The sequence below is a fragment of the Rhodocista pekingensis genome, assembly GCF_042665545.1.
In the GTDB taxonomy this organism is placed as follows: Bacteria; Pseudomonadota; Alphaproteobacteria; order Azospirillales; family Azospirillaceae; genus Rhodocista; species Rhodocista pekingensis.
Genome location: NZ_JBHTCM010000016.1, coordinates 96345 through 118496 on the forward strand (window position 1 = coordinate 96345; position 22152 = coordinate 118496).

The 22152-nt window shown below is 70.1% G+C and carries 22 protein-coding genes and 1 tRNA gene; 11 read left to right on the forward strand and 12 right to left on the reverse strand.

All coding sequences use genetic code 11. The annotated features are described in order from the left end of the window. Positions 1 to 181 precede the first annotated feature (181 nt). Positions 182 to 2083, reverse strand: coding sequence for an ABC-F family ATP-binding cassette domain-containing protein (locus ACFQPS_RS15190; protein ID WP_377360064.1), 1902 nt, complete (start codon positions 2081 to 2083; stop codon positions 182 to 184). A gap of 135 nt (positions 2084 to 2218) precedes the next feature. Here ACFQPS_RS15190 and ndk point away from each other — a divergent pair, with 135 nt between their 5' ends. Further along, a complete protein-coding gene (gene ndk, locus ACFQPS_RS15195) occupies positions 2219 to 2641 on the forward strand; it encodes a nucleoside-diphosphate kinase (protein ID WP_012566743.1) in 423 nt (140 codons plus the stop codon). A gap of 118 nt (positions 2642 to 2759) precedes the next feature. Here ndk and ACFQPS_RS15200 read toward each other — a convergent pair whose 3' ends face one another. The 3 genes from ACFQPS_RS15200 to purM form a co-directional block, all read right to left on the reverse strand. Continuing rightward, a complete protein-coding gene (locus ACFQPS_RS15200; protein ID WP_377360065.1) occupies positions 2760 to 2984 on the reverse strand; it encodes a hypothetical protein in 225 nt (74 codons plus the stop codon). Between the two features lie 105 nt (positions 2985 to 3089). Beyond that, the gene (purN, locus tag ACFQPS_RS15205; protein WP_377360066.1) at positions 3090 to 3740 is read right to left on the reverse strand and encodes a phosphoribosylglycinamide formyltransferase; all 651 of its coding nucleotides are present in this window, start codon (positions 3738 to 3740) and stop codon (positions 3090 to 3092) included. Continuing rightward, on the reverse strand, positions 3728 to 4789 hold the full coding sequence (gene purM / locus ACFQPS_RS15210; protein WP_377360086.1) for a phosphoribosylformylglycinamidine cyclo-ligase: 1062 nt from the start codon (positions 4787 to 4789) through the stop codon (positions 3728 to 3730). The genes purN and purM overlap by 13 nt, the downstream gene beginning before the upstream one ends. A gap of 126 nt (positions 4790 to 4915) precedes the next feature. On the opposite strand from purM, the gene ACFQPS_RS15215 reads away from it, so the two are divergent. From ACFQPS_RS15215 to ACFQPS_RS15230, 4 genes are read left to right on the forward strand one after another with little or no spacing between them, the layout of a single operon-like run. Next, positions 4916 to 6373, forward strand: a complete 1458-nt coding sequence (locus tag ACFQPS_RS15215; protein WP_377360067.1) for a DUF2066 domain-containing protein — start codon at positions 4916 to 4918, stop codon at positions 6371 to 6373. Between the two features lie 9 nt (positions 6374 to 6382). Continuing rightward, positions 6383 to 6952 carry a CDP-alcohol phosphatidyltransferase family protein gene (locus ACFQPS_RS15220; protein ID WP_377360068.1) on the forward strand — a complete coding sequence of 190 codons (570 nt, stop codon included), beginning with the start codon at positions 6383 to 6385 and terminating at the stop codon, positions 6950 to 6952. After that, entirely contained in the window at positions 6949 to 8112 is a 1164-nt protein-coding gene (locus ACFQPS_RS15225; protein ID WP_377360069.1) for an AI-2E family transporter, read from the forward strand. Before ACFQPS_RS15220 ends, ACFQPS_RS15225 begins: the two co-directional genes overlap by 4 nt. A 23-nt stretch (positions 8113 to 8135) precedes the next feature. Further along, on the forward strand, positions 8136 to 8852 hold the full coding sequence (locus tag ACFQPS_RS15230) for an HdaA/DnaA family protein (RefSeq protein WP_377360070.1): 717 nt from the start codon (positions 8136 to 8138) through the stop codon (positions 8850 to 8852). Positions 8853 to 8860: 8 nt separating this feature from the next. Here the strand turns inward: ACFQPS_RS15230 and ACFQPS_RS15235 are convergent, their stop codons facing one another. Further along, positions 8861 to 10462 carry a CYTH and CHAD domain-containing protein gene (locus ACFQPS_RS15235; protein ID WP_377360071.1) on the reverse strand — a complete coding sequence of 534 codons (1602 nt, stop codon included), beginning with the start codon at positions 10460 to 10462 and terminating at the stop codon, positions 8861 to 8863. Positions 10463 to 10550: 88 nt separating this feature from the next. Then, a complete protein-coding gene (locus ACFQPS_RS15240) occupies positions 10551 to 11150 on the reverse strand; it encodes a SixA phosphatase family protein (protein WP_377360072.1) in 600 nt (199 codons plus the stop codon). Between the two features lie 133 nt (positions 11151 to 11283). Between ACFQPS_RS15240 and ACFQPS_RS15245 the strand changes: the two genes are divergently transcribed. Together ACFQPS_RS15245 and ACFQPS_RS15250 are read left to right on the forward strand one after the other, a co-directional pair. Then, a complete protein-coding gene (locus ACFQPS_RS15245) occupies positions 11284 to 13434 on the forward strand; it encodes an RNA degradosome polyphosphate kinase (RefSeq protein ID WP_377360073.1) in 2151 nt (716 codons plus the stop codon). Positions 13435 to 13450: 16 nt separating this feature from the next. Continuing rightward, complete coding sequence (locus ACFQPS_RS15250; protein WP_377360074.1) at positions 13451 to 14974, forward strand: Ppx/GppA phosphatase family protein; 1524 nt, start codon at positions 13451 to 13453, stop codon at positions 14972 to 14974. A gap of 29 nt (positions 14975 to 15003) precedes the next feature. Here the strand turns inward: ACFQPS_RS15250 and ACFQPS_RS15255 are convergent, their stop codons facing one another. Both ACFQPS_RS15255 and rnd read right to left on the reverse strand, forming a co-directional pair. Further along, positions 15004 to 15897, reverse strand: coding sequence for an exonuclease/endonuclease/phosphatase family protein (locus ACFQPS_RS15255; RefSeq protein ID WP_377360075.1), 894 nt, complete (start codon positions 15895 to 15897; stop codon positions 15004 to 15006). 88 nt (positions 15898 to 15985) lie between these two features. After that, positions 15986 to 17143 carry a ribonuclease D gene (rnd, locus tag ACFQPS_RS15260; RefSeq protein ID WP_377360076.1) on the reverse strand — a complete coding sequence of 386 codons (1158 nt, stop codon included), beginning with the start codon at positions 17141 to 17143 and terminating at the stop codon, positions 15986 to 15988. A 196-nt stretch (positions 17144 to 17339) separates the two neighbouring features. On the opposite strand from rnd, the gene aspS reads away from it, so the two are divergent. Continuing rightward, positions 17340 to 19145 (forward strand): aspartate--tRNA ligase, encoded by a 1806-nt coding sequence (aspS, locus tag ACFQPS_RS15265; RefSeq protein WP_377360077.1) that lies wholly within the window; start codon positions 17340 to 17342, stop codon positions 19143 to 19145. Between the two features lie 133 nt (positions 19146 to 19278). Here aspS and ACFQPS_RS15270 read toward each other — a convergent pair whose 3' ends face one another. Beyond that, entirely contained in the window at positions 19279 to 19968 is a 690-nt protein-coding gene (locus ACFQPS_RS15270) for a GGDEF domain-containing protein (RefSeq protein WP_377360078.1), read from the reverse strand. 322 nt (positions 19969 to 20290) lie between these two features. Here ACFQPS_RS15270 and ACFQPS_RS15275 point away from each other — a divergent pair. Beyond that, positions 20291 to 20380: transfer RNA gene (locus ACFQPS_RS15275), tRNA-Ser, on the forward strand. 174 nt (positions 20381 to 20554) lie between these two features. Here the strand turns inward: ACFQPS_RS15275 and ACFQPS_RS15280 are convergent. From ACFQPS_RS15280 to ACFQPS_RS15290, 3 genes are read right to left on the reverse strand one after another with little or no spacing between them, the layout of a single operon-like run. Continuing rightward, a complete protein-coding gene (locus ACFQPS_RS15280; protein ID WP_377360079.1) occupies positions 20555 to 20695 on the reverse strand; it encodes a hypothetical protein in 141 nt (46 codons plus the stop codon). Beyond that, positions 20688 to 20924, reverse strand: a complete 237-nt coding sequence (locus ACFQPS_RS15285) for a hypothetical protein (protein ID WP_377360080.1) — start codon at positions 20922 to 20924, stop codon at positions 20688 to 20690. Before ACFQPS_RS15285 ends, ACFQPS_RS15280 begins: the two co-directional genes overlap by 8 nt. Positions 20925 to 20926: 2 nt before the next feature. After that, a complete protein-coding gene (locus ACFQPS_RS15290) occupies positions 20927 to 21199 on the reverse strand; it encodes a hypothetical protein (protein ID WP_377360081.1) in 273 nt (90 codons plus the stop codon). Positions 21200 to 21310: 111 nt separating this feature from the next. On the opposite strand from ACFQPS_RS15290, the gene ACFQPS_RS15295 reads away from it, so the two are divergent. Next, positions 21311 to 21550 (forward strand): helix-turn-helix domain-containing protein, encoded by a 240-nt coding sequence (locus ACFQPS_RS15295; protein WP_377360087.1) that lies wholly within the window; start codon positions 21311 to 21313, stop codon positions 21548 to 21550. A gap of 25 nt (positions 21551 to 21575) precedes the next feature. After that, complete coding sequence (locus ACFQPS_RS15300) at positions 21576 to 21809, forward strand: hypothetical protein (protein WP_377360082.1); 234 nt, start codon at positions 21576 to 21578, stop codon at positions 21807 to 21809. Positions 21810 to 22152: the final 343 nt, after the last annotated feature.

A 22152-nucleotide genomic window follows, 5' to 3' on the forward strand; every position in this document is an offset into this window, starting at 1 on the left:
GACATGCCCTTCCGATGGGTTATTGGGGGTGAAGACGGTGAGGAGAGATGGCACGGTGTCCGCTGCAATGCAATCGTTTGACCGTCGCATGCACGGTCTGGCAAACCCGGAACAACACCGATGGTTCCCCGAAGCGAAGCGGGGGCCGGTGGCATCCGTCCGAGGGGAAATGCCGACCCGCCTATGCGGAACCGGCAGCCTGCGCCTGTTCCAGTTGTTCGGACAGATCCAGCCATTCCAGTTCCGCTGAGTCCACCTCCTTCACGATCGTGCCGAGTTCGATCTGGAGCTTCGAGACCTTGTCGGCCGGTCCCTCGTACAGTTTGGGGTCCGCGAGCTGCATTTCCAGTTTGTTGCGGCGCTCCGTCAACCGGGCCAGACGTTTCTCCACCTCGTCCACCTTGCGGCGCAGGGGGGCGAGCTGGGCGCGCAGCTCGGCCGCGGCGCGGCGTTCCTCCTTGCGGGCATCGCGGCCGCGCAAGGCGCCGCCGCCGTCCGCGCGGGTGTCGCGCGCTTCCGCCCGGCGCTGGTCCAGCAGCAGCCGGCGGTAGTCATCCATGTCCCCCTCGTAGGGCTGCACTGTGCCCGCCGCAACGAGCCAGAGCCGGTCGGCCGTCAGTTCGATCAGGTGCGGATCGTGGCTGATGAGGATGACGGCGCCCTGGTAGTCGTTCAGCGCCTCCACCAGGGCCTCGCGGCTGTCGATGTCCAGGTGGTTGGTCGGTTCGTCCAGCATCAGGATGTGGGGCGCGTCCTTGGTCATGATGGCGAGCAGCAGCTTCGCCTTCTCGCCGCCGGACAGGTCGCCGATCCGCGTCTCCGCCTTGGCCTGGTTGAAGCCGAAGCGGCCCAGATGGGCGCGCACCCTCTCCTCCGCGATGCCCGGCATGGAGGCCTGCATCTGGCGCAGGGCCGTCCAGTCGAGCGTCAGCTCGTCCGCCTGATGCTGCGCGAAATAGCCGATCCGCACCTTGGAGGAGCGGCGGACCTCGCCCGCCAGGGGCTTCAGCCGCCCGGCCAGCAGCTTGACCAGGGTGGATTTGCCGTTGCCGTTGGCGCCCAGCAGCGCGATGCGGTCGTCCTGGTCGATTCGCAGGTCAAGCCGGCGCAGCACCGGGCGGCCGTCATAGCCGACCTCCGCCCCGTCGAGCGTCATCAGGGGCGGCGCCAGTTCCTCGGGGGAGGGGAAGTCGAACCGCACCGGGGTGTCGTCGATCACCTGGATGCGCGGCCCCAGGCGCTCGATGGCCTTCAGCTTGCTCTGCGCCTGTCGCGCCTTCGACGCCTTGAAGCGGAAGCGGTCCACGAAGGCCTGAAGGTGCTGGCGCTGCACCTCCTGCTTCGCCGCCTGCGCCCGCATCAGGTCCAGCTTCATGGACCGGGTGCGGACGAAGGCATCGTAGTTGCCGCCATAGGCGGTCAGCCTGAGCTGGTCCAGATGCACGATGGTCGTCGGCACCCGGTTCAGCAGGTTGCGGTCGTGGCTGACGATCAGCACCGTGTGCGGATAGGACTTCAGGAAGTCCTCCAGCCAGAGGGTCGCCTCCAGGTCCAGGTGGTTGGTCGGCTCGTCCAGCAGCAGCAGGTCGGGTTCCGCGAACAGCACCCCCGCCAGCGCCACGCGCATCCGCCAGCCGCCGGAGAAGTCGCTGCACGGCCGCCGCTGCGCCTCCGCATCGAAGCCCAGGCCGGAGAGGATGCGCGCGGCCCGGGCCTCCGCCGCGTGGGCGCCGATGTCGGCAAGGCGGGTGTGGATCTCCGCGATGCGCACGGGATCGCCGGTCTGTTCCGCCTCGCGCAGAAGGGCGCTGCGCTCCTCGTCCGCGGCCAGCACCGTCTCCAGCAGGCTGGCGGCGCCGGCCGGCGCCTCCTGGCGCACCCAGCCCATGCGGGTGCCGACGGGCAGCGTGATCTCGCCCGCGTCGGGCGCCAGTTCGCCGGCGATCAGCTTCAGCAGGGTGGACTTGCCGGTGCCGTTGCGGCCGACCAGCGCCACCTTGTGCCCGTCCGGGATGGCGACCGTCGCCCTGTCCAGCAGGACACGGCCGGCGATGCGGTATGTCAGGTCGTTGATGTGCAGCATGCCGCCTCATACCACGCAGGGCCGGCTTGCAGAAGGTGCGGGCTGCGCGGCGGGCCGCTCGCCACAAGGACGTTGCCGTGGGGACATCGGGCGGATATAACGCCGCGGATTTTTGGAAGGCCCAGGAGAACAAACATGGCCGTCGAACGGACGCTCTCGATCGTCAAGCCCGATGCGACCCGCCGCAACCTCACCGGCAAGATCAATGCCCGCTTCGAGGAAGCCGGTCTGCGCATCGTCGCCCAGAAGCGCATCCGCCTGACCCGCGAGCAGGCCGAGCAGTTCTACATCGTCCATGCCGAGCGCCCGTTCTACGGCGAGCTGGTCTCCTTCATGATCTCCGGCCCCGTGGTCGTGCAGGTCCTGGAGGGCGAGAACGCTGTCGCCCGGAACCGCGAGATCATGGGCGCCACCAACCCGGCCAACGCCGCTCCGGGCACGATCCGCAAGGATTTCGCCGAGAGCATCGAGGCCAACAGCGTCCACGGCTCCGACAGCCTGGAGAATGCGGCGACCGAGATCGCCTACTTCTTCAGCGGGACCGAGATCGTCGGCTGATACAGCTCGGCGACAACCGGACCAGGGCCGTCGGAGCGATCCGGCGGCCCTTTTTTCATGGCTTTCGTGGGCACCGCCTGCCCGGCGGATGGGCCGGCAGGGAAGCGGCAAGGGTCCGTCAGAGCCGGCCGCGGGCCACCAGGATGCCGACGGTGGCGAAGCCCGCCAGCATCATGAAGACGGCGAAGCCCCAGCCGGTGGCGAACTGAAGCACGAACATCAGCATCACGATGGCGACGCAGACGACGGCGATCGTCAGCAGGCGGGTGAACCGCGTCCAGCCCGCGGCATGCTCGCGGACCAGATCCTCGCTGACGGCGGCGGGTCCGGTAGTGCCGGCCATGTCAAATCCTCCCGTTCTCAGAACTGTTCCAACGGGAAACGATTTACGGGCTGTCGGACCCGTTGACAAGGGCGGTCCGCCCCTTCCTTTCGGGGGAGCGCCGCGTCAGGGAACGGGGTTCAGCAGCGGTTCCGGGACCGTCATGTCCGCATCCAGCAGCACCCGCTCGCCCACGACGCGGGCGCGCCCTTCCGCCAGCAGCCGCACCGCCAGCGGATAGCAGCGGTGCTCCTGCTCCAGCACGCGGTCGGCGAGGCTCTCTTCCGTGTCGTCGGGCCGAACGGGCACGGCCGCCTGCACGAGGATGGGCCCGGCGTCCATGTCCTGGCGGACCAGATGCACGGTGCAGCCGTGGAAGCGGACGCCCGCTTCCAGCGCGCGGGCGTGCGTGTCCAGGCCGGGGAAGGCGGGCAGCAGGGACGGATGGATGTTGATCAGCCGGTCGCGCCAGCGTTCCACGAACCAGGGCGACAGCAGGCGCATGAAACCGGCCAGGCAGACAAGCTCGACGCCTGCCGCCTCCAGCGCCGCGCTCATGGCCTCCTCGAAGGCCTGCTTGCCGGCATGGTCGCGGTGGCTGACGACGGCGGTGGCGATGCCGGCGGCGCCGGCGCGCTCCAGGCCGGCGGCGTCCGCCCTGTTCGAGAGCACCAGCGCCACCGAGGCCGGAAAGCCGGGCGCGGCACAGGCGTCGATCAGGGCCTGGAGATTGCTGCCGCGGCCCGAGATCAGCACGCCAAGCTTCAGGCGCGCCATCCGTCCAGTCCCGCGATCGCCACCCGCTCGGCGCCATCCGCGGCGCGGACCACGCGGCCGATCCGGGTCACCGTCTCGCCGCCCGCGGTCAGGAGCCGGGCCGCCTCGTCCGCCCGCTCGGCCGGGCAGAGGGCCACCATGCCGATGCCGCAGTTGAAGGTGCGCGCCATCTCGTGCGCGTCGATGCCGCCGGTCCGCATCAGCCAGCCGAACACCGGCGGCAGGGTCCAGGCGCCGGCCTCCAGGGCAACGCCCAGTCCGGCTGGCAGGACGCGCGGAATGTTCTCGATCAGGCCGCCGCCGGTGATGTGGGCCATGGCATGGACCGCGCCGGCCCGCACCGTCGCCAGCAGGGGCTTCACATAGATGCGGGTCGGGGTCAGCAGCGCCTCGCCCAGGGTGCGGCCGGCATCCCAGGGGCAGGGATCGGCATAGCTGAGGCCGGCGACGCCGACCAGCTTGCGCACCAGGGAGTAGCCGTTGGAATGCACGCCGGAGGAGGCGAGGCCCAGGACCACGTCGCCCTCGGCCACGGCGTCGCCGGTCAGGACCCGGCTGCGTTCCACGGCACCGACGGCGAAGCCGGCCAGATCATAGTCGCCCTGGGCGTACATGCCCGGCATCTCGGCCGTCTCACCGCCCACCAGCGCGCAGCCCGCCTGCCGGCAGCCCTCGGCGATGCCCTGGACGATGGCGCGGCCGGCCGCGACCTCAAGCCGCCCCGTGGCGAAGTAGTCCAGGAACAGCAGCGGCTCGGCGCCCTGCACGACCAGGTCATTGACGCACATGGCGACGAGGTCGATGCCCACGGTATCGTGGCGGCCGGCCTCGATGGCGACCTTCAGCTTGGTGCCGACGCCGTCGGTGGTGGCGACGAGCAGCGGATCGGAGTACCCGGCGGCCTTCAGATCGAACAGCGCCCCGAAGCCGCCCAGACCGGCATCGGAGCCGGGACGGGCCGTGGACTTCGCCAGCGGCTTGATCGCCTCGACGAGAGCATTGCCCGCGTCGATATCGACACCGGCATCCTTGTAGGAGTAGCTGGTAATGGCGTCCTCGCTTTGGCGCCGGACGGTGTGGCGCTCAACTCGGGGTCTGGGGTAGCCTGCGGCGCCGATGCGGCCGTCCGGGCGTTTCAACCGGCGCCGAACATAGCAAGATCGGAATCCATTGCAATGCTGGTCCGCTGCATTTCCGCCCTGCGTCCCGCCCTCCTGGTTCTGGCGCTGCTGTGCCTCTGGACCCCCGCCCGGGCGCAGGCGCCGCACGATGTCTTCACGGTGCGCGACGTGGTCGTGGACATCACCGCCGGCAACGCCGCGGCCGCCCGCGACGAGGCGATCCCGGAGGCGCAGCGCAAGGCGTTCCGGACGCTGTACGAGCGCCTGACCCTGCCGCGGGACGCGCACCGGCTGCCGACGCTCGGGCCGGCGGAGATCGAACCGCTGGTCGAAGCCTTCGAGGTGCAGGAGGAGCGGACCTCCGCCGTGCGCTATGTCGGGACCTACACGGTCCGCTTCCGCCCTTCGGCCGTCCGCACCCTGATGATCGGTGCCGGCATCCCCTATGCCGAGGTGCAGGCGAAGCCGGTGCTGGTGCTGGCGGTGGATCACACGCTGGGCGATCCGATCCTCTGGCAGCAGGAGACGGCATGGCGCCGCGCCTGGGCCGATCTGGCCCTGCCCGACGGGCTGCTGCCCATCGTCATTCCCTATGGCGAGCTTCAGGACGTGACCGACATCGGGGTGGCCGAGGCCCTGGCCGGCGACGTCACGGCCCTGCGCCGGATCGCGGACCGCTACGGCGCCGGCGCCGTCGCCGTGGTCCAGGCCGGGCTGAGGGGGCTCCTGGAGATGCCGCCGCCGGCCGGGCTGCCGCCGACCGGTCCCACGGCACTTCCGGCCCCGGTTCCGGCCGTGCCGCCGGCATCCGCCACGGCGGGCGCTCCATCGACCGGCGCGCGCGATCTGCGGGTGATCGTCACGCTCCATCATTTCGACGGCGCGCCGACGGTGACGGTCCTGGACCTGCCGCCGGCCCCGGTCCATCGCGCCGATGCGACGACCGACCTGGCGTCCGCACCGCCCGCGGACGGAACGTCCGCCGCCGCAGGGGCACCGCCGCCCGGCATCGCCGAGGCGATGCCCGAGGCTGTCCGTCAGGTCGTGGCGCGTCTGGAGCAGGACTGGGTCCAGGCCAATCTGGTGGAGACGGGGCACGAGAACCGGCTCGCCGTGACGGTGCCCCTGTCCGGTTTGCAGGACTGGGCCGAGACCCGGCGTCGCCTGGGCGGGGTCCCGACGATCACCCATGTCCGCATCGTCTCCCTGGCCCGCGACCGGGCGGAACTTGAACTGACCTGTCTCGGCGACACGGCCCGGCTGCGCACGGCCCTGGCGCAGCAGGATCTGATCCTGACCGAGGAGCCGGGGGCCGGGCTGCCCGCCGGTCCGTCGCCCTACGGGGGGCCACCGGTCGCGGAGCCCGGGACGAGCCTGCCGGCGGCCGTCCCGCCTGCGCCCGCATGGCGGCTGGTCTGGCGCGGCTCGCCGCTTGCCGCGGCGATTCCCGCGGCGGACCCGGCCCATTCCCCCCAGCCGGCCGTTCCCGGAGCGGTCGCCCCGTCGCCCTGATCGGTCCGCATGTTCATCGTAAGCCTGCCGAACATCATCACCGTCGCGCGCATCCTGGCGGTGCCGCTCCTGGTCTGGCTTATCGCGGAGGAGCGTTTCCACGAGGCGTTCTGGCTGTTCGTCGCCGCCGGCGTCTCCGATGCCATGGACGGCTTCATCGCCCGCACCTTCCGGGCCCGCACGAAGCTCGGCGGCTATCTCGATCCCATCGCGGACAAGGCGATGCTGGTCGCGGTGTTCCTGGTGCTGGGCTACGAGGCGCTGGTTCCACTCTGGCTTGTGGTGCTGATCGTCCTGCGCGATATCATCATCGTGGGCGGGGTCTCGGTCCTGACCCTGATGAAGGAGCGGCTGGCGATGCAGCCCCTGTGGATCAGCAAGGTCAACACCTTCGCCCAGATCGCGCTGGCGGCGCTGGTGCTGGCCGTCTACGGCCCGGACCTGGCGCCGGAATCCTGGATCGAGCCTCTGGTCTGGCTGGTGGCGGTCACCACCGGCTGGTCGCTGCTCGGCTACTTCCTGCGCGGCCTGCTGATCCTGCGCACGCGGGAGGAGGAACGGGAGACGGGTCCGACATGAACGACAGGCGGCCGCTGCGTTTCTGGATGATCGGACTCGGCGTCTTCATCACGCTGATCTGGCTGCTGCACGAGATGCTGCTGCCCTTCGTGGCCGGCATGGCGGTGGCCTATCTGCTCGACCCGCTGGCCGACCGGATGGAACGTGCGGGCCTGCCGCGCTGGCTGGCGGCGACCGTGGTGCTGCTGGCCTTCATGCTGGGCGCCACCGTCGCGGCGGTGCTGCTGTTCCCCCTGGTGCAGGCGCAGATCGTCCAGATCGCCGAGAGCGCGCCGGGCTGGATCGCCTGGGTCAAGGAGGAACTGCTGCCGGACCTGGAGGCGATCGTCGCCCGCCTGTCGCCGGAGGATGTGGAGCGGCTGCGGCAGGCGGTGGGCGAGTATGCCGGCACGGTGGTGAGCTGGACCGCGGCCCTGCTGCGCGGCCTGCTGGTGCAGGGCGTCGCCCTGGTGGACGTGCTATCGGTGCTGCTGATCACCCCGGTCGTGGCCTTCTATCTGCTGCGCGACTGGGACCGTCTGATCCGCACGGTGGACGGCTGGCTGCCGCGCCCGCACGCGCAGACGATCCGCGGCCAGGTGCGGGAGGTGGACCGGACGCTGGCCGGCTTCGTGCGCGGGCAGGCGACCGTCTGCATCGCGCTGGGGCTGCTCTACGCCGCGGCCCTGTCCCTCACGGGGCTGAATTTCGGGCTCGTCGTCGGACTGATCGCCGGGTTGCTCTCCTTCATCCCCTATGTCGGCTCGCTGGTCGGCTTCGGGCTCAGCGTCGGCATCGCGGTCTTCCAGTACGACGATCTCTGGCGGATCGCGCTGGTGGCCGGCATCTTCGTCGTCGGCCAGACCATCGAGGGCTATCTGCTGACGCCGAAGCTGGTGGGCGAGCGGGTCGGGCTGCACCCGGTCTGGGTCATGTTCGCGCTGTTGGCGGGCGGCAGCCTGTTCGGCTTCGTGGGCGTGCTGCTGGCCGTGCCGGTGGCGGCCGTGATCGGAGTGCTGGTGCGCTTCGGCCTCAGGCAGTATCTCTCCAGCACCTACTACATGGGGGTTGATCCGGAGCCGTCCGGCCCGCCCGTCTTCCCGCCCGAGCCGGTGCTGGCGCACCCGGCGGCGGAAGGGGCGGGCGGCCACGGCCCGGCGGACGCGCCGCCGGCCCCTTGAGCACGTCGTTGAGGCCGGTCCTGATGGTCGCCGAGAACAAGCAACTGTCCCTCGATCTCGGGCACCGCTCCGCCATGGGCGAGGCCGACTTCCTGGTCGCGCCCGGCAATGCGGACGCGGTGGCCTGGCTGGACGCCTGGCCCGACTGGCCGGCGCCGGCATTGGTGCTGTTCGGGCCGCCCGGCAGCGGCAAGAGCCATCTCGCCCAGATCTGGCGCGCCCGCAGCCGGGCCGTCCTGGTGGAACCCGACGATCTGCACCTCGACTCGGTCCCGGACCTGCTGCGGCCCATGCGGACCGTCGTGCTGGATCGCGCCCACGAGGTGGCGGGCGATCCGGGGCGGGAGCGGGCCCTGTTCCACCTCTACAACGCGGCGAAGGAGATCGGCGGCTCGCTGCTGCTGCTGGCCGACAACGCGCCCGTCAACTGGGTGCTGCGGCTGCCCGACCTGCGCTCCCGCCTGCTGGCGGCGCCGGCGGTGGGCATGGCGGCACCGGACGACGCGCTGCTGATGGCGGTGCTGGTGAAGCTGTTCGCCGACCGCCAGATCCGCGTGGGCGAGGATGTCATCCGCTGGCTGATGACCCGGACCGAGCGCTCCTTCGCCAATGCCCGCCGGGTGGTGGAGGTGCTGGACCGCGCCGCGCTGGAGGCGAAGAAGCCGATCACCGTGCCGTTCTGCAAGGCCGTGCTGGGGCAGGACGCGGAGGAGGCGGAGCCGGCGGCCGGACAGCCCTGAGCAGGCCGTCAGTCCCAGAACACCGGCGTCGCGCGCAGATCGGCCCAGGCGGCGGGCAGGGCGGCGCGCGCTTCTGCCCGGTGGGTGGCGATGGTCTCCAGCAGGCTCCGCAGCGCCGCCCGCGACTCCCTGGGCAGTCCGTCACGCATGTCCGCCAGCAGCGTTTCCGCCTCGTGCCCGTCCATCAGCGTCTTGCAGGGGCCCCGCAGTGAGTCCACGGCGGCCAGCACCGGACGCACCCGGTCGGCCGGGAACAGGGAGCGGAAGAAGTCGATGCCGTAGCGCAGACGCTGCAACCGGCGCCAGAGCTTCGCCGTCGGCCCGTCGGGCAGCTTCCGCGCACTCTTCTCCAGCTTCGCCAGACGCTTCGCCAGCAGGGTCGGGGCGATCTCCCGCATCGTGCCGGCGAAGCCCTCCCCATCGGCCCAGGCGCCGTCCTCCAGCCAGGCGCCGAAGCCCAGGGCCCAGCCGGTCCAGGCCGGTCCGTTCAGCGTCTCCAGGGCCTGGAGGCGTGCCGTGCGGCGCGCGGTGGCGACGGCCGCGGCCAGCGGACCGGCCGCCGCTCCACCGCCATGGCCGGACACGCGGGCGGCGACCCGGTCCCAGGCCCGTGCCAGCGCCAGCGGTTCGGCCAGCCCGCGCAGCTCGTGGCGCAGCCCGTCCCTGCGCGGATGCACGATCACGTCCTTGAACAGGACGAAAGCCGCCTCCAGCCGCCGTGTCGCCGCCGCCATCTCCCGCAGCGCCTCGGGGTCGCCGTCGGCCTGGAAGGCGGGGGCGTTGTCCAGGAGCTGGCCCAGCGCGTTGCGACCGATATGGCGGAATGCCTCCGCCACCGTGGTCGCCGGCGACAGCCCGACGGGTCCGGCCGGTTTTGACCGCGGCCGCCGGCCGGTCAGCAGCCCGAACCCCTCATCCGCCTTGCTGCGGGTGGAGAGGTGCAGCGGCACACGTCGGTGCAGCGCCGCCGCCAGCGTGAGCAGATCGGACATCCGCCCGGCCTTCAGCTCCAGCTCGACCTCGCTGATCGGCTGGTGACGCTGGGCGGCGCCGGGCGGCGAGGCGGTGACCTGACCGATGTCGATCGCCAGTTCCACCTCGACCCGCGGGTCCGGGCGCAGCAGCACGGTGGTGCGCTGCACGTCGGTGACGAAGACGGGGCCGAGGCGGTCCAGCGCCCCGTCGGGCAGGGCGGCGTCCAGCTCCAGTTCCGACAGCAGGCTCAGGTCCGGCGTGTCCGTCTGGATCGGCCATTCCCACTCGCGCCGGACCGCCACGGCGCCGCCGCCGCCCGCCTTGCCCGAGGCCGGGCCGGGGGCGCTGCCGGTGGTCTTCACCGCCTGCACCCGGCTGTTGCCCACGCGCCGGACGCGCAGGGCGATGCCGCCGCGGGCGAGCCGGAGGTCCGGCGTGTCGAAGTAGGTGGTGCGCTGGCGCGTGCGCTGCGCCGGCCCGGTGGCGATCGAGGTCACCTCGTCCAGGTCCAGCAGGCGCAGCAGGTCCGCGGCGGGGGCGCAGAGCTTCAGCTCGATCTCGCGCGTCGGCGCTGGCGATCCCGCGGACGGGATCGGCTGGGGGCGGGGCTGGGAAGGCGTCGGCTGGCCTGTCACGGTATCCGTGGCGCTGGGGAACCCGCGTTCAGATAGCCTAGCGTCGGCAGGACGTTAAGTCCAAATCCGCGGGCCCGCCCGGCCGGGATCATTCGGAGGAGCCGGCAAGGCTGCGGGGTGGGGTGAATTCCACCAGCCGGCCGCTCCGGGGCGACAGGTCGGCCCACGGCCCGTCCGGCAGGTCCAGCGCGATGAAGCCGCCGGTTGGCAGTTTCTCCCGCACCGCGGCCAGGGCCGTCGGATCGCCTGCCCCGGCAAGCGTCAGCGCCAGTTCCTGGAAATCGGGGTTGTGCCCGACCAGCATGACCGCCGTCACCGTCTCCGGCAGGGCGCGCAGGCGGTCCAGCAGGGCGTCGGTGCCGCAGAGGTAGAGGCCCGCCTCGTGGACGGTCTCCGGCGGCACCGGCCAGGCCGGCAGCACCCCCTCCAGCGTCTCCCGCGCCCGCCGCGCCGTGGAGCAGAGCACGAGGTCCAGCCGGGGCGGCCCGCCCTTGCGTTCCCCCAGATATTTGGCCATGGTCGCGCAGGCACGGCGACCGCGGGGGGCGAGAGGACGGTCGTGATCCTCAAGGGATGCATCGTCCCAGGCCGATTTGGCGTGGCGGAGCAGATAGAGGCGTTTCATGGCGACCAGGCGGACTTCGACGGGACGGGCTCCACGGCGGCGGCCGTCGGTGGACCCGGCCATGCGGGACGACCTGCACGAACCGGACTCCGGGACAGCGCCCCAGGATACGCGCCCGAAAACCGTAACGGAACCGGCCTACAGTCCCAAGGCCTCTTCCGAAGCGCCCATGGCGGCCCCCGTCCCGGAGACCACGATGACCATTCTGGCCGAACCCGAAGTCGACCGGACGGACCTGTCCACGCCGGACCGGTTCATCAACCGTGAGCTTTCCTGGCTGGCCTTCAACCAGCGGGTCCTGGAAGAGGCCTACAACCCGAATCACCCGTTGCTGGAACGGCTGCGCTTCCTCTCCATCTCGGCCAGCAACCTGGACGAGTTCTACATGGTCCGCGTCGCCGGCCTGAAGGCACAGGTGGCGGCGGGCGTCGCCACGCCGTCGGACGACAATCTGACGCCGGCGCAGCAGCTCGCGGCGATCAACGCGCGGGTCAACGACCTGATGCGCGACCAGCAGGCCTGCTGGCTGCTGCTGCGGCGGGATCTGCGCGGGTCCGGCATCAACGTCGTCGATCCCGAGGACCTGACCCCGGCCGAGCACGACTGGCTGGAGAACAAGTTCCACGACGACATCTTCCCGGTGCTCACCCCCATCGCGGTGGACCCGGCGCATCCGTTCCCGTTCGTGCCCAACACCGGCTTCTCGCTGGCGCTCCAGCTCTTCGATCCGATCAAGAACCAGAATCTCGACGCGCTGGTGATGATGCCCCAGCAGCTCGAACGGTTCATCCGCCTGCCGGGCTCGGAGCTGCGCTTCGTCCTCCTTGAGCAGATCATCCTCACCTTCATCTCGCGGCTGTTCCCGCCCTTCGTGCTGAAGGGGCACGGGGTGTTCCGCATCCTGCGGGACAGCGACATCGAGATCGAGGAGGAGTCGGAGGATCTGGTCCGCACCTTCGAAAGCGCCCTGAAGCGGCGCAAGCGCGGCGTCGTCATCCGGCTGGCCGTCAATTCCGGCATGGGCAAGGAGCTGCTGGAGTTCCTGCGCGGCCAGCTCCACGTCTCCAATGACGACGTGTTCCTGCTGGACGGGCTGCTGGGGCTGACGGACACGCGGCAGCTCATCGTGGACGAGCGGCCGGACCTGCTGTTCCCGCCCTACAACGCCCGTTTCCCCGAGCGCATCCGCGACTTCGGCGGCGACTGCTTCGCCGCCATCCGGCACAAGGACATCATCGTCCACCACCCGTTCGAGAGCTTCGACGTCGTGGTGCAGTTCCTGCGTCAGGCGGCGCAGGACCCCAACGTGCTGGCGATCAAGCAGACGCTTTACCGCACTTCCAAGAACTCGCCCATCGTCGCCGCCCTGATCGAGGCGGCGGAGGCCGGCAAGAGCGTCACCGCCATGGTGGAGCTGAAGGCCCGCTTCGACGAGGAGGCCAACATCCGCTGGGCCCGCGACATGGAGCGGGCGGGCGTGCAGGTCGTCTACGGCTTCGTGGACCTGAAGACGCACGCCAAGGTCTCCCTGGTCGTGCGCCGGGAAACCCGCGGCCTGCGCACCTACGTGCATTTCGGGACCGGCAACTACCACCCGATCACGGCGAAGGTCTACACGGACCTGTCCTTCTTCACCTGCGATCCGGCACTGGGCCACGACGCGGCCAACATGTTCAACTACATGACCGGCTACGCGACGCCCCGGGTGCTGGAGAAGCTGGCCGTGGCGCCGCTGACCCTGCGGCAGCGGCTGGTCCAGCTCATCGACGCGGAGATCGCCCACGCCCATGCCGGCCGGCCGGCCCACATCTGGGTCAAGCTGAACTCCCTGGTGGACGGGCAGGTGATCGACAAGCTCTACGAAGCGTCCCGGAACGGGGTGCAGGTGGACATGATCATCCGCGGCATCTGCTGCCTGCGGCCGGGGATCAAGGGCCTGTCCGAGAACATCCGGGTGAAGTCGATCATCGGCCGCTTCCTGGAGCATGCCCGCATCGTCGCCTTCGGCAACGGCCACGGCCTGCCGCATCCCGACGCCAAGGTCTTCATCTCCTCCGCCGACTGGATGCCGCGGAACCTCGACCGCCGCATCGAGGTTCTGGTGCCGATCGAGAATCCCACGGTCCACCAGCAGGTGCTGGACCAGATCATGGTGGCGAACCTGAAGGACGAGGCGCAGAGCTGGCGGCTCTGGCCCGACGGCACCTATCAGCGCAACGACGCCACGCCGGGCGCCTTCAGCGCGCACACCTATTTCATGACGAACCCCAGCCTGTCCGGCCGGGGCAGTGCGCTGACGGAAGCGCGGCTGCCACCGAAGCTGGAGCTGAAGAAGTCCCTCCCGTAAAGGGTCGCCCCCGCGCATGGCACTCCAGTTCAACCGGCAGCCCGGCCAGTCCTCCCCGACCGAACGGATCGGCGTCATCGACATCGGGTCGAACTCCATCCGTGTCGTGGTCTATGACGGGCTGTCCCGGTCCCCGACCGCGCTCTTCAACGAGAAGGTCCTCTGCGGTCTGGGCAAGTCGGTCGAGAAGAGCGGCCGCCTGAACCCCGAGGGGGTGCCGCTCGCCCTCGACAATCTCTGCCGTTTCCGGCGGCTGATCGAGGGCATGGCCGTCGGCCGGGTGGATGCGCTGGCGACCGCCGCCGTGCGCGACGCGACGGACGGTCCCGACTTCGTCGCCGAGGTGCAGAAACGGACCGGCCTGCGCCTGACCGTCCTGCCGGGGGAGGAGGAGGCGCGGCTGGCGGCCATGGGGGTGCTGTCGGGCACGCCGGGGGCGGACGGTCTGGCCGGGGACCTGGGCGGCGGCAGTCTGGAACTGGTCGGGCTGGACAAGGGCGAGATCGGGCCGCAGGTGACGCTGCCGCTGGGGCCGCTGCGCCTGATGGAGGCGACGGACGGCAAGCCTGCCACGGTCACGAAGCTGGTGGACCAGCATCTCGGGAAGCTGGACTGGATCGGCGCCGCCAAGGGCCGCAGCTTCTACCCGGTGGGGGGAAGCTGGCGCGCCATCGCCAAGATGCACATGGAGCAGGTGAAATACCCGCTCCACATCATCCACCACTATACCGTCGCCGCCCCGGACATGGCCGAGTTCGCGGCCGGCATCGCCCGGCAGAACCGGTCGGCGCTGGAGAAGCAGCCCGGGGTGTCCCGCCGCCGCCTGGACACCCTGCCGATGGCGGCACTGGTGCTGGAGCGGGTGCTGAAGACGGTGCAGCCGGCCCGCGTCGTCTTCTCCGCCTACGGGCTGCGCGAGGGGCATCTGTTCGACCTGCTGCCGCCGGAGCAGCGGCGCCTGGACCCGCTGCTGCTCTCCTGCCGGGAGGTGGCGGAGCGGCTGGGCCGCTTCGGCGAGGCGGAGATTCTGACGGGCTGGACGGCTCCCCTCTTCGTCGGGGAGGACGAGGCCGCGGCGCGGCTCCGGCATGCGGCCTGCCTGCTGTCCGACCTGGGCTGGGCGGAGCATCCCGACTACCGGGCGGAACATGCCTTCCTGCGCATCCTGCGCATGCCCGTCGCCGGTATCGACCATACCGAGCGCTGCTTCCTCGCCCTGACCTCCTTCGTCCGCTATGCCGGCACGCTGGAGGCGCGGGAGGTGGAGACGGCGAGGACCATGACCGGCCCCGGCGTGCAGGCCCGCGCCCTGATCCTGGGGCTGGCGCTGCGGCTGGCCCACACCCTGACCGGCGGGGCCGCCACGCTGCTGCAACGGACGGCACTGCGGCTGGGCGAAGAGACGCTGACCCTGGTCCTGCCGGAGGACGCGGCGATGCTGACCGGCGAGGCCGTGCAGCGCCGCGTCGATGCGCTGGCGAAGTCCCTGAACCGGCGCGGTGAGATCGCCGTGCATCCGGCCCCGAAGCTGGCGGGGTAGGGGGCCGGCGCGCGCAGAAACGCTCAGAGTCAGAACTGGAGCGTGATGCCGCAATGGTCCGACATCAGGTCGTTGTCCATGGTGTCCGGATAGGTTCCCGGCACCGGGTCGCCTCCGCCCCCCGTCGGCTGGAGATCCAGATACCAGTAGTCGTACAGGTTGCCGAACCAGGTCGTGCCGCCGGCCATGGCGCCGGGCGGCGGGTTCAGGCAGGGCGTGTCGTAGGCGAAGATCCGGCCCTGGCGCGCGGTGCCGCGGACTTCGATCGGTGCGACGTTGAAGTCCCCGCCGATGACGGTCAGATAGCTTGCCGCGTTCGGCACGGCCGTGACCATCGCCTGCCGCATGAACCGGGCCATCCCCGGCAGTTTGCCGGCGGTCAGGGCTCGGGCTTCCTCGAACGTGTACATGTTGTGCATGAAGCCCACCGCCGCGGCCGAGTTGCCGTTGGCGATCACGACGTAGGCGAGGCCGCGGGTGTCCGGGGTGGTGCCGCCGGGCAGGTTGTTGGACCAGGTCTGCAACCGCATCGTCCGCTGCTGCTGCGTCTCGTTGGCCACCTGCATCGTGAAGGGATCGTGGATCAGCCCGACATCAAGCCCGTCGGCGTGGATGGTGATGCGGCCGATGCCGGTGATCGTCGTCGCGTCCTGCACCGCGACGCCGATGTATTCCGGCCCGTTCGCCAGGGCCGTCTGGCCGATGGCGACGTTCAGATAGAAGCCCATGCCCATCTGGTTCGCGGTGATCGCGGCCATGGTCTGCTGGGCCGCGATGTTGTTCACGATCTCCGTGAAGCCCGCGACGCTGGGCGCGCTCCCGGCGCCCGTGACCAGGTTCTGGAACGCCGTCTGGTAGGCCTGATTGCGCGCCACCGCCCCGCCGCCGAAGCGGCGCATGTTCTGATGGAAAAGCCAGGGCATGATCCCTCCCGTCGCTTGCCGTCCGTCGTACAGGCTCCGGACAGATGACGGGCCGGCGGCGCGTCTGTGAACGCACCGCCGTCGGGCATCACGCGGCGGGGATGTCCACCAGCTTGACCTTGCGCTTCTCGATGGCCAGCGCCAGCCGGCCATGCTTGAGCTTCAGGGCCGGTTCGCCGAACAGCTCGCGGCGCCAGCCCTTCAGCGCCGGCACGTCGGCTTCGTCGTCGGCGGCGATGGCCTCCAGGTCAGCGACGGTGGCGACCAGCTTGCTGGCGACGTCGTTGGCGTCGCAGACCATCTTCAGCAGCACGCGCAGCAGTTCCACCGTCGGCGCGATGCCGGGCGGCATGTCGTTGCGCGGATCGGGCCGGGGCAACTGATCGGGCGGCAGGGCCAGCGCCGTCTGGATGGCGGCCAGCACTTCCGTGCCGTAGCGGCCCTGCGCCAGACTGGCGCCCAGGCCACGGGTGCGGGCCAGATCCTCGACCGAGGTCGGCGCATGCGCCGCGATCTCCACGATCGCTTCGTCGCGCAGGACGCGGTTGCGCGGAATGTCCTTGCGCTGTGCCTCCCGCTCGCGCCACGCGGCGACCTCCTTCAGCACGGCCAGGAAGCGGGGCTTCTCCGTCCGCACCTTGAGGCGCCGCCAGGCTTCCTCCGGGTCCACCCGGTAGGTGGCGGGATCGGCCAGGATCACGTTCTCTTCGTCCAGCCAGTGCTCGCGCCCGGTCTTGGCGAGACGGCGGCGCAGCTTCTCGTAGGCGGGGCGCAGGTGCGTCACGTCCGACAGGGCGTAGCTGAGCTGCCGTTCCGTCAGCGGGCGCTGCGACCAGTCGGTGAACCGGCTCGACTTGTCGATGCGGGCGCTGGTCAGCTTGGTGATCAGCGTCTCGTACCCGACGGAATCGCCGAAGCCGCAGACCATCGCGGCGATCTGCGTGTCGAACAGCGGGGCCGGCACCGCGCCGGTCAGATGCACGAAGATCTCCACATCCTGCCGCGCGGCATGGAAGACCTTGAGCACACCCGGATCGTGCAGCAGCTCGAACAGGGGCGTCAGATCCATGCCTTCCGCCAGGGGGTCGATCGCGGCGGCTTCGTCGGGGCCGGCAACCTGGACGAGACAGAGCTGCGGCCAGTAGGTCTTCTCCCGCATGAATTCCGTATCGACGGTGACGTACTCGGCGCCCTTCAGGCGGGTGACGAAGGCGGCGAGATCGGCGGTCGTGGTTATCAGCATCATGGCATCCCCTCTTACACGACCCTGCGTAGCGGGGAAAGCGGCTGGCTGCCGGTTCCGGCCCATATTCCGGGGGCGTCGGGGCCTAATTCGGTCCCACCCTTGCCTTGACAATCCGGGGCAATCCGTGCGCTGTTGCCCGCCGCTGCCTGCGGCGTGCGCGCCGCCGGGCCCACCTGCATTGTCACGGCCGATCCCCATGCACGCCTACCGCACCCATACCTGTGGCCAGCTCCGCCAGGAGAACGCCGGCGAGACCGTCCGGCTGTCCGGCTGGATCCACCGCAAGCGCGACCACGGGAACCTGCTGTTCATCGATCTGCGCGACCATTACGGCCTGACGCAGTGCGTGATCGACACCTCGAACCCGAATTTCGGGACGGTGGAAGGGCTGCGGGTCGAATCCGTCATCACGGTGACGGGCAAGGTCGTGGCGCGCACGGCGGAGACCGTGAACGACAAGCTGCCCACCGGCCGGATCGAGGTGCAGGTGAAGGAGCTGGACGTCCAGTCCGCCGCCGATCAGGTGCCGTTGCAGGTCAATTCCGAGCAGGACGCCGGCGAGGAGCTGCGCCTGCGCTACCGCTTCCTGGACCTGCGCCGGGAGAAGATGCAGCGGAACATGGTGCTGCGCTCGAACGTCATCGCGTCGGTCCGCCGCCGCATGATCGAGCAGGGCTTCACCGAGTTCCAGACGCCGATCCTGACGGCCTCCTCGCCGGAGGGCGCGCGCGACTTCCTGGTCCCGGCGCGCAACCATCCGGGCAAGTTCTACGCCCTGCCGCAGGCGCCGCAGCAGTTCAAGCAGCTCCTGATGGTCAGCGGTTTCGACCGCTACTTCCAGATCGCGCCCTGCTTCCGCGACGAGGACAGCCGCGCCGACCGCAGCCCCGGCGAGTTCTACCAGCTCGACTTCGAGATGAGCTTCGTCACCCAGGAGGACGTGTTCGCCGCGATCGAGCCGGTGATCCACGGCATCTTCGAGGAATTCAGCGGCTTCACCGGCGTGAAGAAGTCGGTCAGCCCCTATCCGTTCGTCCGCATCCCCTTCGACGAGGCGATGCTGAAGTACGGTTCGGACAAGCCGGACCTGCGCAACCCGCTGGTGATCGTGGACGTCACGGACGTCTTCCGCCGGCCGGACGTGGAGTTCAAGGCGTTCAAGGGCGTGATCGAGAAGGGCGGGGTGGTCCGCACCATCCGCGTGCCGGGCGTCGCCGACCGGCCGCGCAGCTTCTACGACAAGCTGAACGACTGGGCCCGCGGTCTGGGCGCTCCCGGCCTCGGCTACATCGTCTTCGAGGGCGGGGCCGGCAAGGGCCCGATCGCCAAGTTCGTTCCGGAGGCGGCGCAGGCCGCGCTGCGGCAGGCGACCGGCGCGGTGGACGGTGACGCTGTCTTCTTCGTCTGCGACCAGGTCGGTCCCGCCGCCAAGCTGGCCGGTCAGGCCCGCACGGAGATCGCCACCCAGCTCGACCTGATCGCCAAGGACCGCTTCGAGTTCTGCTGGATCGTCGACTTCCCGATGTACGAGTACGACGAGGAGCGGAAGAAGATCGACTTCAGCCACAACCCCTTCAGCATGCCGCAGGGCGGGCTGGAGGCGCTGGAGACGCAGGACCCGCTGACGATCAAGGCGTTCCAGTACGACATCGTCTGCAACGGCGTGGAGCTGTCCTCGGGCGCCATCCGGAACCACAGGCCGGAGATCATGTACAAGGCGTTCGAGATCGCCGGCTATGCCGCCGAGGATCTGGAGGCGAAGTTCGGCGGCATGCTCTCGGCCTTCAAGCTGGGCGCCCCGCCGCACGGCGGCTCCGCCCCCGGCATCGACCGCATGGTCATGCTGCTGGCGGACGAGCCGAACATCCGCGAGGTCATCCTGTTCCCGCTGAACCAGCGCGCCGAGGACCTGCTGATGCAGGCGCCCAACGGCGTGGCGCCGGAGCGGCTGAAGGAACTGCACATCAAGCTCGACCTGCCGAAGCCCAAGATCACGGGCTGAGGTCAGGGCAATCGACGCGACGGGCCCCGGCGGATCGCCGGGGCCCGTTCTGCTTTCCAGGGCCGGGCCGCCGCCGCGGCCCGTGGTATCGGGTACGCCGCAGGGCCCGTGGTGCCGGCGGAGAGGGTGGGGGTTACGGGCGGACGCGCCGGCGCTCGGCCTTGCTGGCATACATGGCCTGGTCGGCCCGGCGCATCAGCGCCTCCTCGCTGTCGCCCTGGCCGTAGGGCTGGCTGCCGAAGCTGGCGCGCAGGGGCAGCCGCTGGTTCTGCCAGGGGCAGGCCCGGCCGTTGACACGGTCGGCCAGGGCTGCGGCGCGGGCCGTTCCGGCCTCGGGCCCGATTCGGGTCAGCAGCACCGCGAATTCGTCACCGCCCAGCCGCGCCACCAGATCCTGGGCCCGCACATTCTCGCGGAGCGCCCGGCCGACATGGCGCAGATAGGTGTCGCCGGCCTGATGGCCGTGCGTGTCGTTGATCGCCTTGAAGCCGTCCAGGTCCACCAGCACCAGCACGCCGCCGCGCCCGCCGCGGGCGACGGCGGACAGTTCGCGCCGGAACGCCTCCTGGAAGCCCCGGCGGTTCGCCAGCCCGGTCAGCTCGTCCGTCAGGCTCAGGGTCTCCAGGTAGCCGATGCGCTCCTGCTGCTCGGCCAGCCGCTGCTCGGCCTCCTCCAGCCGCGCCAGGGCGGCGCGCAGCAGCATCGACTGCCCCCCGACGGTCTCTCCGGACAGGTCCAGCCCCAGCGACGGCAGCTCCCGACGCGACGGGTGCAGGGTCGGTTCCGACAGGGCGATGCGGGAGAGGGGAAATTCCAGCGGCATGGCGGTGCTCCGGGAACAGGGACGCCTGTCTCTCAGCAACCGCCGTGCCAGCCTCTAACGCCTTGATACGAAAACATTCCGCCTGATTCCCGGGGAGGGAATCCCGGTGCCGGCCGGCAGTTTCTGCCGCCCCTGCACGGGGCCGCCCTGCAACTGCTGCCGGGCGTTCTGCCGGGCCGGACCGCACGGACCATGAGGCACCGACAGCCCCGATGTTCAGTCTCTGTTCCTACTTGCATGTCCCAGACGTTTTGGTTAGGGTGCGCGCCACTTCGCAGCCGGCCGGGGCAAGACCACCCCGGCGCAGAAACGGCGGCGATGCGGAGAGGTGGCGGAGTGGTCGAACGCGTCGGTCTCGAAAACCGAAGTACCCGCAAGGGTACCGTGGGTTCGAATCCCACCCTCTCCGCCATTTTCTCCCCATAAGTAATTGATTTAAAAGATATTTCTCGCGGCCATGGGCCTTGTTCCCCACACCGTTCCCCACATTGGGGCGCGGGTTGTGGCGGACGACGACGGACGATAGCGCACACGAAAAGCCCCGCCGCGGCGAACCGGGCGGGGCGTGTCGTGAAGGCCGGCCGGGTCAGGCCGTGGGCGCGTTGAACTCCGCCAGCGCCACCCGCATCCGGGCGAAGGCGAAGGCCCGATCCTCCGGTGTCATCTCCATCAGCCGGCGCAGGATTTCTTCCACGATCTCGTCCTTGGTCATGCGGCGGTCAGACATGGGCGGCCTCCGTCGGCGCTGTGGTGGTGGGGTCCCCGCTGGCGAGCGCGGCGCGAACTTGGGCCGCATGCGTCCCGATCAGCCGCGCGGCGTAGAGCGCCGCATCGTCGGTGACATCGAGTCCAGCCATCAGCAGGCGCTGGGCGCGCTCGATGTCCTCCAGGGCCAGTGTGGCCGCGTCGTAGGCTTCCATCTTCAAGGTGACGGCCGGATGTGTGGCGGTGGTCATGGTCAGCCCTCCTTCTTCGCGGTGGCGCCGGCCTTGGCCGCGGCGTCGAGCGCGGCGCGGCAGTCGTCCACATGACGGGTGATGCTCCGGGTGGCCCAGATCAGGCGGTTCGCCACCGCATCCCAATCGTCATCGGGGGCGCCTTCGTGGCGCAGGCCGGCGGCAATCGTTTCCAGCGCCTCCAGCCCCAGGGACACGTCCAGAAGCGCGTTGTCGGCGCTGGCAATGTGCGCCATCGCCGTGGCGGGCAAAGGGGTAGCGTTCGCGGAATCCATGGTCCACGTCTCCAAGGTTCGGGGTGTTGGGGGGCCGGCGATCTTGCGCCGGTCGGCTTGCTTACGAGACCATGATATGTCATCTTTCATGAAAATCAATCGGTGAATTACATGAAAGATGAAATTACGGCTGCCCAGCTTCGCGCCGCCCGCGGCCTTCTGAACTGGTCGCGCGAGCAACTGGCGGCCCACGCCGGCACGACAGAACGCACCGTTGCGCGGATTGAGTTGGAAGAAGGGGCGCCCCGGACCAGCACCATCGCCGCGATCCGCACCGCCCTTGAGTCTGCCGGCGTCGAGTTCATCCCGGAGAACGGCGGCGGGCCGGGCGTGCGGCTGAAGCGGCCATAGGCGCGGCGCAGGAGACGGGAACACGATGTCCAGATCGCGCCGGCGCAACCCCTTCTGTGGCGCCACTACCGCCCCCAGCGACAAGCCGTTCAAGGCGGCGGAGAACCGGGCCGCCCGGCGTCGGGCGCGGATCGTGCTGCGGATCACTGAGGATGGAGACGCGGCACCCTGCCGGCGGGAATACGGCAACCCGTGGCACGCGCCGAAGGACGGGAAGCACCGCTTCGGCCTGGATCGGCCCGACCTGTTCAGGAAATGACGGCTTGGCCTCGTCGGAGATGCTGGCGATCTTGACGGCGCGATTGACCGCAGTGTGCTCAAGGCCAAGCGCGCGCTCCGCCTCGCGCATGGCGCCCTTCGGCCCCGGCTTGGAATTGGTGCAAGTTGCACCAATTCCCCCCTTCCGTCAGCTTCACCCACTCGGTGATGTGGTCGGCGCGCTCCTGCACCGTCAGCTCGGCCCGGTGGGGCGCGCGGTTGTCGGCTAGGCGGCAGCCCGCCAGCCATCCGGATTGGGCGGTTCGGGCGGGATCATCGGCTAAGAGCGCGTAACGAAACCTGCGCTCGGGTGTTGGGAGAGGCATGGCAGCCCCTCTCGTATC

Excerpts from the sequence above, each read along its gene's own strand:
- ACFQPS_RS15190 (WP_377360064.1), bottom strand. The coding sequence starts at position 2,083 with ATGCTGCACATCAACGACCTGACATACCGCATCGCCGGCCGTGTCCTG.
- ndk (WP_012566743.1), top strand. The coding sequence starts at position 2,219 with ATGGCCGTCGAACGGACGCTCTCGATCGTCAAGCCCGATGCGACCCGC.
- ACFQPS_RS15200 (WP_377360065.1), bottom strand. The coding sequence starts at position 2,984 with ATGGCCGGCACTACCGGACCCGCCGCCGTCAGCGAGGATCTGGTCCGC.
- purN (WP_377360066.1), bottom strand. The coding sequence starts at position 3,740 with ATGGCGCGCCTGAAGCTTGGCGTGCTGATCTCGGGCCGCGGCAGCAAT.
- ACFQPS_RS15215 (WP_377360067.1), top strand. The coding sequence starts at position 4,916 with ATGCTGGTCCGCTGCATTTCCGCCCTGCGTCCCGCCCTCCTGGTTCTG.
- ACFQPS_RS15220 (WP_377360068.1), top strand. The coding sequence starts at position 6,383 with ATGTTCATCGTAAGCCTGCCGAACATCATCACCGTCGCGCGCATCCTG.
- ACFQPS_RS15225 (WP_377360069.1), top strand. The coding sequence starts at position 6,949 with ATGAACGACAGGCGGCCGCTGCGTTTCTGGATGATCGGACTCGGCGTC.
- ACFQPS_RS15230 (WP_377360070.1), top strand. The coding sequence starts at position 8,136 with ATGGTCGCCGAGAACAAGCAACTGTCCCTCGATCTCGGGCACCGCTCC.
- ACFQPS_RS15240 (WP_377360072.1), bottom strand. The coding sequence starts at position 11,150 with ATGGCCGGGTCCACCGACGGCCGCCGCCGTGGAGCCCGTCCCGTCGAA.
- ACFQPS_RS15245 (WP_377360073.1), top strand. The coding sequence starts at position 11,284 with ATGACCATTCTGGCCGAACCCGAAGTCGACCGGACGGACCTGTCCACG.
- ACFQPS_RS15250 (WP_377360074.1), top strand. The coding sequence starts at position 13,451 with ATGGCACTCCAGTTCAACCGGCAGCCCGGCCAGTCCTCCCCGACCGAA.
- ACFQPS_RS15255 (WP_377360075.1), bottom strand. The coding sequence starts at position 15,897 with ATGCCCTGGCTTTTCCATCAGAACATGCGCCGCTTCGGCGGCGGGGCG.
- rnd (WP_377360076.1), bottom strand. The coding sequence starts at position 17,143 with ATGATGCTGATAACCACGACCGCCGATCTCGCCGCCTTCGTCACCCGC.
- aspS (WP_377360077.1), top strand. The coding sequence starts at position 17,340 with ATGCACGCCTACCGCACCCATACCTGTGGCCAGCTCCGCCAGGAGAAC.
- ACFQPS_RS15270 (WP_377360078.1), bottom strand. The coding sequence starts at position 19,968 with ATGCCGCTGGAATTTCCCCTCTCCCGCATCGCCCTGTCGGAACCGACC.
- ACFQPS_RS15280 (WP_377360079.1), bottom strand. The coding sequence starts at position 20,695 with ATGTCTGACCGCCGCATGACCAAGGACGAGATCGTGGAAGAAATCCTG.
- ACFQPS_RS15285 (WP_377360080.1), bottom strand. The coding sequence starts at position 20,924 with ATGACCACCGCCACACATCCGGCCGTCACCTTGAAGATGGAAGCCTAC.
- ACFQPS_RS15290 (WP_377360081.1), bottom strand. The coding sequence starts at position 21,199 with ATGGATTCCGCGAACGCTACCCCTTTGCCCGCCACGGCGATGGCGCAC.
- ACFQPS_RS15295 (WP_377360087.1), top strand. The coding sequence starts at position 21,311 with ATGAAAGATGAAATTACGGCTGCCCAGCTTCGCGCCGCCCGCGGCCTT.
- ACFQPS_RS15300 (WP_377360082.1), top strand. The coding sequence starts at position 21,576 with ATGTCCAGATCGCGCCGGCGCAACCCCTTCTGTGGCGCCACTACCGCC.